Origin of the sequence: Pseudonocardia sp. DSM 110487, assembly GCF_019468565.1 — a bacterium.
In the GTDB taxonomy this organism is placed as follows: Bacteria; Actinomycetota; Actinomycetes; order Mycobacteriales; family Pseudonocardiaceae; genus Pseudonocardia.
Genome location: NZ_CP080521.1, coordinates 2794377 through 2807294 on the forward strand (window position 1 = coordinate 2794377; position 12918 = coordinate 2807294).

Annotated in this window: 14 protein-coding genes; 9 read left to right on the forward strand and 5 right to left on the reverse strand. The window is 72.3% G+C overall.

Translation table 11 applies throughout. From position 1 onward, the window contains the following. Positions 1-14 precede the first annotated feature (14 nt). Both K1T35_RS12800 and K1T35_RS12805 read left to right on the forward strand, forming a co-directional pair. A complete protein-coding gene (locus K1T35_RS12800) occupies positions 15-1262 on the forward strand; it encodes an MFS transporter (protein WP_220260383.1) in 1248 nt (415 codons plus the stop codon). 11 nt (positions 1263-1273) lie between these two features. Continuing rightward, entirely contained in the window at positions 1274-1711 is a 438-nt protein-coding gene (locus tag K1T35_RS12805) for a hypothetical protein (RefSeq protein ID WP_220260384.1), read from the forward strand. On the opposite strand, the gene K1T35_RS12810 is transcribed toward K1T35_RS12805, so the two are convergent. Beyond that, positions 1696-2928, reverse strand: coding sequence for a D-arabinono-1,4-lactone oxidase (locus K1T35_RS12810; protein WP_220260385.1), 1233 nt, complete (start codon positions 2926-2928; stop codon positions 1696-1698). The genes K1T35_RS12805 and K1T35_RS12810 overlap by 16 nt on opposite strands. A gap of 73 nt (positions 2929-3001) precedes the next feature. Here K1T35_RS12810 and ybeY point away from each other — a divergent pair, with 73 nt between their 5' ends. The 5 genes from ybeY to era are packed head-to-tail and all read left to right on the forward strand — an operon-like array spanning position 3002 to position 7394. Then, positions 3002-3538 carry an rRNA maturation RNase YbeY gene (gene ybeY / locus K1T35_RS12815; protein ID WP_220262559.1) on the forward strand — a complete coding sequence of 179 codons (537 nt, stop codon included), beginning with the start codon at positions 3002-3004 and terminating at the stop codon, positions 3536-3538. An 11-nt stretch (positions 3539-3549) separates the two neighbouring features. After that, a complete protein-coding gene (locus K1T35_RS12820) occupies positions 3550-4902 on the forward strand; it encodes a hemolysin family protein (protein ID WP_220260386.1) in 1353 nt (450 codons plus the stop codon). Next, on the forward strand, positions 4886-5254 hold the full coding sequence (locus K1T35_RS12825; protein WP_220260387.1) for a cytidine deaminase: 369 nt from the start codon (positions 4886-4888) through the stop codon (positions 5252-5254). The genes K1T35_RS12820 and K1T35_RS12825 overlap by 17 nt, the downstream gene beginning before the upstream one ends. After that, the gene (gene lhgO, locus K1T35_RS12830; protein ID WP_220260388.1) at positions 5251-6480 is read left to right on the forward strand and encodes an L-2-hydroxyglutarate oxidase; all 1230 of its coding nucleotides are present in this window, start codon (positions 5251-5253) and stop codon (positions 6478-6480) included. Before K1T35_RS12825 ends, lhgO begins: the two co-directional genes overlap by 4 nt. After that, positions 6477-7394, forward strand: a complete 918-nt coding sequence (era, locus tag K1T35_RS12835; protein ID WP_220260389.1) for a GTPase Era — start codon at positions 6477-6479, stop codon at positions 7392-7394. The genes lhgO and era overlap by 4 nt, the downstream gene beginning before the upstream one ends. Positions 7395-7469: 75 nt before the next feature. Here the strand turns inward: era and K1T35_RS12840 are convergent, their stop codons facing one another. Then, complete coding sequence (locus tag K1T35_RS12840) at positions 7470-8657, reverse strand: cytochrome P450 (RefSeq protein WP_220260390.1); 1188 nt, start codon at positions 8655-8657, stop codon at positions 7470-7472. 90 nt (positions 8658-8747) lie between these two features. Between K1T35_RS12840 and K1T35_RS12845 the strand changes: the two genes are divergently transcribed. Continuing rightward, positions 8748-9824, forward strand: a complete 1077-nt coding sequence (locus tag K1T35_RS12845; protein WP_220260391.1) for a TetR/AcrR family transcriptional regulator — start codon at positions 8748-8750, stop codon at positions 9822-9824. A gap of 6 nt (positions 9825-9830) precedes the next feature. On the opposite strand, the gene K1T35_RS12850 is transcribed toward K1T35_RS12845, so the two are convergent. After that, entirely contained in the window at positions 9831-10607 is a 777-nt protein-coding gene (locus K1T35_RS12850) for an SDR family oxidoreductase (protein WP_370645359.1), read from the reverse strand. A 71-nt stretch (positions 10608-10678) separates the two neighbouring features. Between K1T35_RS12850 and K1T35_RS12855 the strand changes: the two genes are divergently transcribed. Further along, a complete protein-coding gene (locus K1T35_RS12855; RefSeq protein WP_220260392.1) occupies positions 10679-11095 on the forward strand; it encodes a MerR family transcriptional regulator in 417 nt (138 codons plus the stop codon). Between the two features lie 224 nt (positions 11096-11319). Here K1T35_RS12855 and K1T35_RS12860 read toward each other — a convergent pair whose 3' ends face one another. Next, complete coding sequence (locus tag K1T35_RS12860) at positions 11320-12009, reverse strand: hypothetical protein (protein ID WP_220260393.1); 690 nt, start codon at positions 12007-12009, stop codon at positions 11320-11322. A gap of 55 nt (positions 12010-12064) precedes the next feature. Then, positions 12065-12865 carry a HugZ family protein gene (locus tag K1T35_RS12865; protein WP_220260394.1) on the reverse strand — a complete coding sequence of 267 codons (801 nt, stop codon included), beginning with the start codon at positions 12863-12865 and terminating at the stop codon, positions 12065-12067. Between the last annotated feature and the right edge of the window lie 53 nt (positions 12866-12918).

Consider the following 12918-nt stretch of genomic DNA (forward strand, 5'->3'; position numbering starts at 1 on the left):
TAGGAAAGGTGTACATGAGCACCCAGCGGGTTGGATCGAGTACCGGCAGGGCGAACCTCGTCCTGACCACCCTGTTCCTCGGGATGTTCGTACTGGGTACCGCCGAGCTGCTCGTGGTCGGCGTGCTGGACCTGATCGCCGCCGACATGCGGGTCTCCATCCCCGCAGCCGGCGCATCGGTCACCGGATACGCGCTCGGCCTGGCCGTCGGCGGCCCGCTACTGGCCGCGCTCACCATCAGGCTGGACAAGCGGACGGTGCTGGTGGGCGCGCTCGTGCTGTTCATCATGGCGAACCTGGTCACGGTGCTGACCGCGAGCTACGGGCTGTTCCTCGTGGCACGGGTCGCCACCGGCGCGTTCCAGGGCCTGTTCATCGCCGCCGCGTTCGGGGTCGGCATCTCGGTCGTCCCGCCGGAGCGCATGGGCCGGGCGATCTCGGTGGTCGTCTCCGGCGTCACCGTGTCGGCCGCGCTGGGGGTGCCGCTGGGCACGCTCGTCGGCCAGACATTGGGCTGGCGCGGCTCGTTCGCCGCGATCGTCGCGCTCAGCGTCATCGCACTGATCGCCACGCTGGCGCTGGTCCCGTCCGTGCCCGGCACCGCAGGCGGCGCGGGTCGCCAGGCCAGGTACGCGTTCGCGCCGCGGGTGCTCGCCGTGCTGGTCCTGCACACCCTGGTGTTCGCCGCGGTGTTCGCGGCGCTGACCTACATCGTGCCGTTCCTGCAGATCGTCACCGGCATCTCCGGCGCATGGGTCAGTGCGTTCCTGCTGGCCTACGGGGTGGCGACGGCGGTGGGTTCGTTCGGCGGTGGCCGGTTCGCCGACAAGAACGCCGCCCGCACGCTGATCGCCGGAACCATCGGGGTGGTGGTCGCGCTGGCGGTGCTGCACCTACTGGGCGCGATCGCGCTGCTCGCCGCGATCGCGGTGCTGGCACTGGGCCTGTTCGGCATGGGCATGGCACCTTCCCTCCAGTACCGCGTGGTGAGCCTGGCCGGGCCGGGCGCAGCGCTGGCGCAGTCGCTGCCGGCCTCCGCGGTCAACGTGGGGATCGCGCTCGGCTCGTTCGCCGGGGGTGTGGCGATCGAACGCTCCACCGCATCGTCCACGGTGCTCCCCGGCCTGGCCATCGCCGTGATCGCCGTTGGGGTCGCTTGGGCCACCAGGAACTTGGCGCCGCCGGTGGTCGATGCGGCGGACGCGGCCGTCGAGCCCGCGCAGCCGGGTCCGGCGTCCTTGACAAATGATACGCATCTGTAGACGATATGCATGTGTCTACGATTGCCGCTCGCGCGGCCGCACTGCTGCCCAGCCGGGTCTGGATCCCGTGGGAGCCCGGCCCGGAGGCGGCCACGGCCGGGCCGGTGGTCGTGAGTCTCACCGACTTCACCATGCACTCGCTGCGGTCGCTGCCGGGTATCGCGCGGACCGGACGACGCCTCGGCCTGGGTTGGTACGCGGTGCCGGGAGCGGTCGGCGTGCATCTGTGGACCGACCCGCTCAGGCGCAAGGTCGGCTCGTTGTCGGTGTGGACCGACCTCGCAGCGATGCGCCGGTGGGTCGGGCTGCCCCTCCACGTCGCGACCATGCGCCGCTACCGCACCCACGGTTCGGTCAGCTCGACGACGTGGCACGACGAGAGCTTCGACCGCGAGGCGACGGTCGCAGAAGCCACGCGGATCCTCGACGGTGGTCAGCGGGGGAGGTAGGTCTCCAGCATCGCGTTGCGGAACTTGCCCTCCGGGTCGTGCTTCAGCGTGAGGGTGGCGAAGTCCGTGAGGTGCGGCCAGAGCGACGCGACGGTCGCGGGCGCGGTGCCGAACACCTTGCCCCAGTGCGGCCGGGTGCCGAACTCGACGAGCGCCGACTCCAGCGCGGCCACCGCGGGCAGCACGGCGTCGGTGTCGGGAACCCAGGTGAAGTGCAGTGCCGCGGTGTCGCGGCCATGGGCGGGGGAGAGCCACAGGTCGTCGGCGGCCACCAGGCGGATCTCCGAGACCTGCAGCACCGGCCGCAGGTGATCCCGGACGCCGTCGATGGCACGCAGGGCGTCGGCGAGGGCGGCGCGTGGCACGAAGTACTCCGACTGCAGCTCGTCGCCGCTGCTCGGGGTGAACGCGAGCCGGAAGTGCGGCAGGCGCTCGTGCCACGGGCCCGGCTCGCCCAGCTGCGGGGTGCAGTGCTGCGGGTCGACGCCGGGCACCATGTGCACCGGCGCGGGTGCCCTCGTCGCGCCGAGCCAGCGGACAGGCGGCTCGGGGTCGGTGTCGAGCTGCTTGAGCCACACCTGCTCGAAGCCGTCGCCCGCCCAGTGGGTGAACAGGCTGACGCTGTAGCCCGCGACGAGGGCCTCCTCGGCGTCGTCGAGCGCGAGCCCCTCGTAGATCCACTGCCGGATGCCGAACGTCGGGCGTAGATCCAGCGTGAGCGCGGTGACGATGCCGAGCGCGCCGAGCGCAACCACCGAGCCGGGGAACTCGTCGTCGCCCCTGCGGACGGTGCGCAGCTCGCCGTCGGCGCCCACCAGCTCGACGGCGGACACCGCCGTGCCCAGCGCGCCGTTGCCCTGCCCGGACCCGTGCGTGCCGGTGGCGCAGGCGCCGGCCACCACGATGTGCGGGAGCGAACCCAGGTTGGGCAGCGCGAACCCGGCCTCGTGCAGCTGCCCGGTGAACTCGCCGTAGCGCAGGCCGGCAGAGACCCGTGCGGTCGCGGCGGCCGAGTCGATCTCGACGACGGGCGGGAGCCCGGCGAGCGTGACGTGCTCGCCGTCGGTGTCGGCGATCCGGCTGAACGAGTGCCCCGAACCGAGCGCCCTGACCCGGTCGCTCCGCGCGACCAGCTCCTGCAGCTGGGCCATCGAGGCGGGGCGGTGGACCTCCCGCGAGGAGAAGACGACGTTGCCTGCCCAGTTCGCGGTCACCATGGAGCTGAACCTACCCACCCGGCGGGACCGTCTAGGCTGGTTGTCCGGTAAGCGAGTGGAGCAGGGGAAGTCCGTGTCGATCGAGGTGTGCAACGAGTCGGGCGTGCCCGTCGACGAATCGCTCGTGGCATCGGTGGCGCGCTTCTCCCTCGACGCGATGCACGTCAACCCTGCGGCCGAGCTGTCGATCCTCGTCGTGACCGAGGAGGTCATGAGCGAGCTGCACGAGCGCTGGATGGACGAGCCGGGGCCAACCGACGTCCTGTCGTTCCCGATGGACGAGCTGGTGGAGGAGTCGCGGCGCCCTGACGCCCCCGACACCGGCCCCGCGCTGCTCGGCGACATCGTGCTCTGCCCCGAGTTCGCCAAGGCTCAGGCCCGCAAGGCAGGCCACGGCCTCGCCGACGAGATGCACCTGCTCACCGTGCACGGGGTGCTGCACCTGCTCGGGTACGACCACGCCGAGCCGGAGCAGGAGCGGGAGATGTTCGGCCTGCAGGCCAGGCTGCTCTCCGACTGGCAGGCTGCGCGCAAGAAGGCCGCCGCCCAGGTCGCGCGGCAGCGCAGCGACTCCGCGGTACTGGGCACCGCAGGCCTCGAGGACGACTGATCACCCCGATCATGGACGGCACCCTCCCGCTGATCGTCACCGCGATCCTGCTGGTCCCGCTCGCAGGGCTGTTCGCCGCCGCCGACGCGGCCCTCAACACCGTGTCGCGCGCCCGTGTCGACGCGCTCGTGCGCGCCGGCCGCCCCGGCTCGCGCGCGCTCGCCGCCGTCGCCGCCGACCGCCCCCGGCACGTCAACCTGCTCCTGCTGCTGCGGCTCGCCGCCGAGACCGCCGCCACCGTGCTGCTCGCGATCGCGCTGATCCAGATCTACGACCGGGACTGGGCGGGCGGGCTCACCGCAGGCGCGATCATGGTCGTGGTCAGCTACGTGCTCATCGGTGTCGGCCCGCGCACGCTCGGCCGCCAGCACCCCTACCGCATCGGCATGCTCGTCGCGGCGCCCGTCCGCGCGCTCGCCACGCTGCTCGGCCCGCTCACCAAGCTGCTGATCCTCGTCGGCAACGCGATCACGCCCGGCCAGGGGTTCCGGCAGGGCCCGTTCTCCTCCGAGGTGGAGCTGCGCGAGCTCGTCGACATGGCGAGCACGAGCGGCGTCGTCGACGAGGACGAGCGCCAGATGATCCACTCCGTGTTCGAGCTGGGCGACACGCTGGTGCGCGAGGTGATGGTGCCGCGCCCCGACGTCGTGTGGACCGACCGTGACACGCCCGTCGACAAGGTGCTGCGGCTCGCCCTCAAGAGCGGGTACTCCCGGATCCCGGTGCTCGGGGAGAACATCGACGACATCATCGGTGTCGCCTACCTCAAGGACCTCGTGCGCGCGCAGGTCGAGACGCCGGACGCCCCGCTGGCCGAGGTGATGCGGCCCGCTGTGCTCGTGCCCGACACCAAGCGGGTCGACGAGCTGCTCAAGGAGATGCAGGCGGCGCGCAACCACATGGCGATCGTGGTGGACGAGTACGGCGGCACCGCGGGCGTCGTCACCATCGAGGACATCCTCGAGGAGATCGTCGGGGAGATCACCGACGAGTACGACACCGAGGAGGTGCCCGACGTCCAGGAGCTGGAGGAGGGACGCCTCCGGGTGTCGGCGCGCCTGCCCGTCGAGGACCTCCTCGAGCTCTTCGCAGGCCCCGACGGACCGGCGGGGCAGGAGGACGACCTGGGCGAGGTGCTCGCCGCCGCCGACGTCGACACCGTCGGCGGGCTGCTCGCCCAGCAGCTCGGCCGCGTGCCGCTGCCCGGGGCAGAGACCGAGGTGGCCGGGCTGCGGCTGCTGGCCGAGGGCGGCAAGGACGCCCGCGGCCGGGTGCGGATCAATACGGTGCTCGTGGAGCCCGTCGACAAGCCGGCGCCGGACGACGCCGAACAGCGGGAGGAGAGCGATGCCCGACCAGGGTGACCCTGTGACGCTTGATGCCGAGGACGCAAAGATCGTCACGCTGGCGCGGTCGGCCCGGGCGCGTACTGGCGCCGCGGAGGGGGCCGCCGTCCGTGACACGGACGGGCGCACCTACGCCGCAGCCACCGTCGCGCTGCCGTCGCTCACGCTCACCGCGCTGCAGGCCGCCGTCGCCGCCGCGGTGTCCAGCGGCGCACCCGGGCTGGAGGCGGCCGCCGTCGTCACCGGGGGCGGGACCGTCGACGCGGCCTCGCTGGCCGCCGTGCGTGACCTCGCTCCGTCCGCATACGTCCTGCGTGCTGACCAGTCCGGCACCGTCGTCGAGATCCACACACCGGAGACCGCTTCATGAGCACCCCCTCGTTCGACGTCGTCGTGGTCGGCGGCGGCATCGTCGGCCTCGCCACCGCTCACGCCGTGGCCCGCACCGGGCGTTCCGTCGCCGTCGTCGAGCGCGAGCCGCAGCTCGCCCGCCACCAGACCGGCAACAACTCCAACGTCATCCACTCCGGGCTCTACTACGCCCCCGGTGGCTACAAGGCGCGCCTCGCGGTGGCCGGGTGCGCCGAGACCGTGGCGTTCTGCCGCGAACACGACCTGCCGCACGAGGTCACCGGCAAGCTGGTGGTCGCCACCGATCCGGAGGAGCTGCCGCGGATGGCGGAGCTCAAGCGGCGCGGCGACGCCAACGGCGTCGAGAACCACGAGCTGGACCAGGCCGGCATGCGCGAGCACGAGCCGCACGTCCGCGGCATCGCCGCCCTGTACGTCCCGTCGACCGGCATCACCGACTACCGCGTGATCGCGGAGAAGATCGGCGAGCTCGTCGCGAAGGAGGGTGGCGAGATCCACCTGAACCGGCCGGTGCTCGGGATCGCGCGCCGGGCCGACGACGTCGTGGTGCGCACCGCGACCGGCGATCTCCTCGGCAAGCAGGTCGTCGTGTGCGCCGGGCTGCGCTGCGACGAGGTCGCGAAGGCCGCGGGCGCCGACCCGGGTGTGCGGATCATCCCGTTCCGCGGCGAGTACACCGGCTTCAGCGACCGGGCCGCCGACCTCGTCAAGGGCCTGATCTACCCGGTGCCCGACCCGGCGTTCCCGTTCCTGGGCGTGCACGCCACCCGCGGCATCGACGGGCACGTGCACGCAGGCCCGAACGCGGTGCTCGCGCTCGCCCGCGAGGGCTACTCATGGGGCGTGGTCAAGCCCAAGGAGTTCCTGCAGACGATCACCTACCCGGGCATGATCAAGGTTGCGCAGCGGCACTGGAAGTACGGGTTCGGCGAGATGCACCGATCGCTCTCGCGCAAGGCGATGGTCAAGCAGATCCAGCGGATGCTGCCCGACGTCCGCGCCGAGGACCTGCACCGCGCGGGTGCCGGCGTGCGCGCCCAGGCGGTGAAGGCCGACGGCACGCTCGTCGACGACTTCCTGTTCGTCGAGCAGGGGTCGGGTGCCGGCTCCGTCCTGCACGTGCTGAACGCCCCCTCGCCCGCCGCCACCGCGGCGCTGCCGATCGGCCGGGAGATCCTCGAGAAGCTCACCGGTGAGAAGCTCGCACCCCTGACGGCGTCGTGACCGGCTTCGCGCAGGTCCCGGACGGCTTCCGGTCCGGGTTCGCCTGCTTCGTCGGGCGGCCCAACGCGGGCAAGTCGACGCTGACCAACGCGCTGATCGGGCAGAAGATCGCGATCACCTCCAGCCGCCCGCAGACCACGCGGCACGCGATCCGCGGCATCCTGCACCGAAAGGACGCCCAGCTCGTCGTCGTCGACACGCCGGGCCTGCACAAGCCACGCACGCTGCTGGGCAGCCGGCTCAACGACGTCGTGCGCGAGACGTGGGCGGAGGTCGACGTGATCGGCTTCTGCGTGCCCGCCGACCAACCGGTGGGCCGCGGTGACGAGTTCATCGTGAACGAGCTGCGCTCGGTGGCGGCCCGCACGCCCGTGTTCGGCATCGTCACGAAGACGGACAAGGCGCAGCCCGACCAGGTCGCCGAGCGGCTCACGCAGATGGCGGGGCTCATGGAGTTCGCGGAGGTCCTGCCGTGCTCGGCCGTCCGCGGCTTCCAGGTCGACCTCCTCGCCGACCTGCTCGTCGCCCGCCTCCCCGAGGGCCCGCCGCTCTACCCGGACGGCGAGCTCACCGACGAGCCGGAGGAGACGCTCGTCGCGGAGCTGATCCGCGAGGCCGCGCTCGAAGGTGTGCGCGACGAGCTGCCGCACTCCATCGCCGTCGTGATCGAGGAGATGGTGCCGCGCGAAGGCCGGGACGACCTGCTGGACGTGCACGCCAACCTCTACGTCGAGCGGTCCAGCCAGAAGGGCATCGTGATCGGCAAGGGCGGCGCGCGGCTGCGGCAGGTGGGCGCCGACGCGCGCCGCCAGATCGAGGCGCTGCTGGGCACGAGGATCTACCTCGATCTGCACGTGAAGATCGCCAAGGACTGGCAGCGGGACCCGAGGCAGCTGCGCAAGCTGGGCTTCTGAGGCGGGCGCCCCCGCGAGTCGCGCTGTTAGTGCACGCGAGTCGCGCTGTGAGTGCGGCTGAGTCGGGCTCCTGGCTCAGAGCGTGACGGGCAGCGCGGCCAGTCGCCAGGTGCCGCCGTCGGGCGCGCGCTGCACGTCGCCGGCGAGGGCGAGGCCGGGGGCGCGGCGCAGGAGCGCCGTGAGCGCCACCTGCGTCTGCACCCTGGCGAACGAGGCCCCCAGGCAGAAGTGCGGCCCGTGGGCGAAGCCGAGGTGGGCCGCGGAGCCGGTGCGGGTGATGTCGAGCGTGTCAGGGTCGGGAAACACCCGCGGGTCCCGGTTGGCCGCCGGGATCACGGCGGTGACCAGCCCGCCCTTCGCGATCGGCACGCCGGCCAGCTCGACGTCCTGCGCCGCGATCCGGGGGATCGTCAGCAGCTGAGGGCTGCACCACCGGATCAGCTCGTCGACGGCCTGTGGCGCCAGGCCGGGATCGGCGCGGAGCGCGGCGAGCTGACCGGGGTGCGCGAGGAGCGCCTCGACGGAGTTGGCGATGAGGTTGCTCGGCGTCTGTCCGGCGAGGACGAGCAGCCAGACGAGGGCGACGAGTTCGACGTCGGTGAGCCGGTCGCCGTCCGCGGCGTGCGCGCGGACGAGGTCGGACACGATGTCGTCGCGTGGCTCGCGCCTGCGAGCCTCGACCGCGGCCTTGGCGTCGCGGACGATCTCGGAGAACGCCGCGGCGAACTCCGCAACCGCACCGGCCGAGATCGCCGCGCCGTACCGCAGCCACCGCGGACGATCTTCGTCGGGAATGCCGACGAGCTCGCACATCACCGCCATCGGCAGGGGCTGCGCAACATGGGTGAGCAGGTCGGCGGCGCCGGCCGTGGCCTGCTTGGCCAGGTCGTCGAGGAGCTCCTCGACGATCGGTTCGATCCGGGGCCGGAACTCGGCCGCCCGCCGCGCGGTGAACGCCGGTGCCACGAGCTTGCGCAGCCGAACGTGATTGGGGCCCTCCATTTCCTGCACGGTGTGCAGGTAGGGCAGCAGGTCGTCGGAGACCTCCAGCCGGAAGGCGTAGCTCGCGGGGCTGAGCGCGAAGCGTGACGGGTCGGAGAGCATCGCCCGCGCCTCGGCGTGGCGCAGCACGCCCCACATCGGCGGCATCCCCGGGGCGTGCAGCCGGGCTATCGCTGAGCGCTCCCGCGCCGGTCCGTAGGCGGTGAAGGGGTCGTTCAGTACGGCTGGGTCGGTGAGGTCGATCTCGGGCAGGTCAGGCAACGGATCTCCAGATGCTGCTATCAGATGTTCTCGTCATCTGAATGATGACCGTAGCATCGCGGCTCGAGTTGCGGCAACGACGGGAGGGCGATGGCTCGCCTCACGAGGGCGCAGGCACAGGAGCGCACCCGCGAGCGGGTGCTGGCGGCTGCCCGCACCGAGTTCGTCGAACGCGGCTTCCGCGACGCCAAGATCGACGTCATCGCCGAGCGCGCGGAGCTGACGAGGGGCGCGGTCTACTCGAACTTCCCGGGCAAGCGAGCCCTCTACCTCGCCGTGCTCGCCGCGGAGGCGGAGCGGGCGCCGATCCCGGAAGTGGTCGCGGGCACGACGGCGCGCACCGCGCTCGGCGCGTTCGCGAGGGCATGGGCCGGGCGGATGCCCCTCCCGTCGGACGACCCGGACGGCACGGTCCCGCTCGGCGCCGACCTCCTGCCGGAGGTATTGGCCGACGAGCGCATGCGCACGCCGTTCGCCCAGCTCATGGCCCTCGACGCGATCCTGCTCGGGCTCGCTCTCGAGCAGATGCACGGGCCGTCGGCGGCAGGCCGCCGGGTGCGTGCGGCCGAGGTCGCGCTCACCACGCTGCACGGTGCGAGCCAGCTGGCTGCCGCCGCTCCGGGGTTCGCCGACCCGTTCGACGTCGTCAGCGCCTGCGAAGGGCTCTCCGACCTCGAGCTCGGCAGCGGGCGGGGGGACGAGTGGGCCCCGCCCCACCTGCCGTACGTGCCCCGCGCACGCCCGGCAGGCCGGCCGTGGGAGCCGCCCGCGGCGATCGACGCCGTACGGGGTACCGCGGCCCGCCTCACCGGCGACGGCGTCGTCGCGGTGCTCGGCCTGCACCGGCTCGTGGCCGTCGAGGAGGCGGTGCGGGCCGCGCCGCCCGGCTCGGTCGTCACCGCGGTGCTGGTCTCCGGTGAGCCCGGCGAGCTGGCCTCACTCGCCCGGCTCGTGGTCGCGGACGTCTGCCGCTGCATCCGGCTCGCGTTCCCCGAGTCGGCGTGGCCCCGGCTCCAGGTCGTGCACGACGAGACGGGAGCCGTGGCGGCGGCCGCGGGGGAGCGGGTCGTCAGCGACGCCACCGAGGTCGCCGTCCGCGTCGCGGGCCGCCGGATCGTGGCCCACGCCGAGGGACGGGGAGCCTGCCACGCCGCCGCCTCGGCGTGACGTTGTTCACGCCGTCTTCACCATTCCGCCGTCGATCACCAGGTCCGACCCGCTCATGTTGGGCACGCGCCCGGAGGCGAGCAGCACCACGAGCGCCGCGATCTCCTCCGGCTCGGTGAACCGGCCGGTCGTCACCCCGAGCATCGCCGGGAGCCGGTCGGGGACGTCCTCCGGTGCGATGCCCGCCCGCCGCGCGAGCGCGTCGCCGGGGCCGCCCTCGGCCCGCCACACGTCGGTCAACACCGGGCCGGGGGAGATGGTGTTCACCCGCAGCCCGCGGCCGGCGAACTCCTCGGCGAGCGCCTTGCCCAGGTTCGCCAACGCCGCCTTGGCGGCCGACAGGGCGACCAGGCGCGGCTGCGCAAGGCGGGCGTTGATCGAACCGATGTTGATCACCGCGCCCCTGCGCTCGAGGAGGCTCGGGAGCGCCTCTCGCGTCGCGCGGACGGCCGACAGGAACGCCAGGTCGAACGTGTGCCGCCACGCGTCGTCGTCGAGCTCCAGGAACCCACCGGCGGGTGTCGAGGTGCCCGCGACGTTGTTGACGAGCAGGTCGACTCTGCCGTGCCGGTCGATCGCGTGCCGCACGAGGAGCGCGGGCCCCTCCGGGGTCGAGAGGTCCACCTCGAGCGCCTCCGGTGTGGCCACGCGCAAGGCGTCGGTGACGGTGCGGCTGCCGGCGACCACCGTGAACCCGTCGTCGACGAGCGCCCGCACGATCGCGAGCCCGATCCCCCTCCCCGCCCCGGTGACCACCGCCAGGCGCGCACCATTCGTCGTCACCACGATCCTCCAACCGCTCGCACATGATCTCTTCCACAGCGAGCCTGCAGGTTGAACTACGGTTCACGTCAATGGCCGGACTGTCGATCTCCGAGCTGCGGGCCCGCACCGGGTTGGCGGCGTCGGCGCTGCGCTTCTACGAGCGCAAGGGCCTCCTGCGTGCCACGGGGCGCGTGGGAGGCAAACGGTTCTACGACGAGGGCGCCGTCGAGCGGGTCGCGTTCATCGACCTGCTCAAGCTGGCCGGGTTCACCCTGTCCGAGATCGCGGCGATCGTCCCCCCGGCCGGCGGAACCGCACCCGGCTGGCGAGCGATCGCGGTGGAGAAGCTGCGGCAGCTCGACGACCGCGTCCGGGAGATCGAGCGGGCCCGGACGGCGCTGCACGCCATGCTCGAGGCGCCGCACGACCGTCTCGACGAGTGCCCCGAACACCACCGGATCCTCCGCGCGCACGCCGAGGAGCTCGCCACCGCGAAGCGAAGCTAGTGTCCCGAACCGGACTTCCGGTTCTGGATACGAGGAGCTGTTCGGGAAGTCGGGGTGCGGGCTCGGCGGTACTGCAGCGGGATTTCGTGATCGCACGCGTTCGGCGCTGGCCGGGAACATGATCCGACGTTGCGGGTGTTCACGGTCGTGGGGACAGCCGTGGGCAACCGCTAGATCGGATCATGTCCCGCCGGGGCAGTGGTGCTGGTGGTGACCAACGCCTTCTAAGGATCGATCTTTTGCCAGGTGAAGCGTTGCTGCCAGGCGTTGTCGTGGCGGGCGAATCCGGTGAACGCGGTGATGACCTCGTCGAGGTCGGGGACCTCGGAGCGGAAGTGCTCGTCCGCGGAGCCGTGGCGACGCTCCAGTGCGTACCAGCCGGGACGGGTTCCGGCCTGCTCGCCGTAGCCGACCTGGACGTACGTGCCGCCATGCTCGAGAACGGCGAACCAGTTGTCGCGGGACAAGGTGCGCAGCATGCGCTCGATCGAGCTCGCACCGGGGTCATCGGCCTGAGAGCCGTCGCAGGTCGACAAGACCGAGTCGGGCTTGGTCCGCATGACGTCCGGGTGGTGCACCGATCGGTTCTGCGGGTCGTAAAGCACCAAGCCGTGCTCTTCGGCCAGGCTCCTCACGTAGGGCGCGACTTCGTCGACCCGGGACCAGCTCATCGGCATGACAACGGCGTCGGTCGTCACCGTCAGCCCGGCGGACCAGGGTGAACGCTCGTCGTCGGCCGGCAGGCTGTCCAGCTCCGGATACCGGCCTGTCAGCTCCCTGTGGAACGCCGTCACCTGCGGATGCGCCGGACCGGTTCGCTCTGCAGGCTCCTCGCAGAGGTCGGTGTACTTGCGGGTCGCTTCGTGTGCCGCGATCCCGGACGATTCGTACCAAACGGCGAGGTCGTAGCTCACCCGGTCCCCCCTGAACGGCTGTCCTTCAGTCCACGCTCAGAGCGTAGGGGCGGGGTTAGGCGGCTCGCGCCCGCCCCAGCAGCTGGATCATCGCCTTCCGGACGGCGTCCGGGGTGTCGGTGCGCTCGTCGAACGGCAGCCGCACGGCCGTCTCCTGGCCGCCCGGCTCGTCGGCTGCGAGTACGGCGAAGCCGTAGCGGTCGACGCCCACCATCCGCGCCTCGGCCGTGTCGGGCCGTTCGGCGAAGCGGCGGCAGAACAGCACGAGCGCCTCGGCGTGGTCGTCGTTCATGTGGGCGATGATCCGCTCGGCGTGCGGGCGCAGCGGGTCGGGCTCGGCGTCGGCGTAGCTCGCGGCGTCCACCCAGCTCATCCGGCCGAATCCGCCGACGTAGCGGACCGACTCCACCTGCAGGCGGTAGAGCCGGAAATCGGCGAACCCGGCGTAGAACGCACCGGGCTGGGCGGCCTGATACATCTCGAGTGCTGCCGCGCGCTCGTCGCCCGCGAGCTCCCCGACGCGGCCGATCACGGTGACCCGCGCAAGCGCGAGCGGGTCGCCTGCGCCCGCCTCGGTGGCCATCAGCGACGCCCTCGGGTCGGCGGCGAGGTTGCGGCTGTGCTCGGCGAGGTCGCTGAGCAGCAGCAACGGTCGGCCGACCGCGTCGACCGCGTGCGACACGAGCGAGCCGAACGGGAACCCGCCCTCGCCGATAGTGGCGAGCGAGCCGGTGCGGACGGCGGCGATCAGCGTGCGGGAGCGCTCGGCGTCGCTTGGCTCGCCACGCACCCCCGGTGTGGCCGCGAGAGTGCGTTCGGCCGCATCACGCTGATGCTCGGGCACGACGTGGGTCACCTGGTCTCCTCGGATCGGGGTTAGGGTCACCTCACCCGGTGTGGGATGGAGGT

What these genes read in the sequence shown, in the direction of transcription:
- K1T35_RS12800 (WP_220260383.1), top strand. Translation starts at nt 15, where the DNA reads ATGAGCACCCAGCGGGTTGGATCGAGTACCGGCAGGGCGAACCTCGTC.
- K1T35_RS12810 (WP_220260385.1), bottom strand. Translation starts at nt 2,928, where the DNA reads ATGGTGACCGCGAACTGGGCAGGCAACGTCGTCTTCTCCTCGCGGGAG.
- K1T35_RS12820 (WP_220260386.1), top strand. Translation starts at nt 3,550, where the DNA reads ATGGACGGCACCCTCCCGCTGATCGTCACCGCGATCCTGCTGGTCCCG.
- K1T35_RS12825 (WP_220260387.1), top strand. Translation starts at nt 4,886, where the DNA reads ATGCCCGACCAGGGTGACCCTGTGACGCTTGATGCCGAGGACGCAAAG.
- lhgO (WP_220260388.1), top strand. Translation starts at nt 5,251, where the DNA reads ATGAGCACCCCCTCGTTCGACGTCGTCGTGGTCGGCGGCGGCATCGTC.
- K1T35_RS12845 (WP_220260391.1), top strand. Translation starts at nt 8,748, where the DNA reads ATGGCTCGCCTCACGAGGGCGCAGGCACAGGAGCGCACCCGCGAGCGG.
- K1T35_RS12855 (WP_220260392.1), top strand. Translation starts at nt 10,679, where the DNA reads ATGGCCGGACTGTCGATCTCCGAGCTGCGGGCCCGCACCGGGTTGGCG.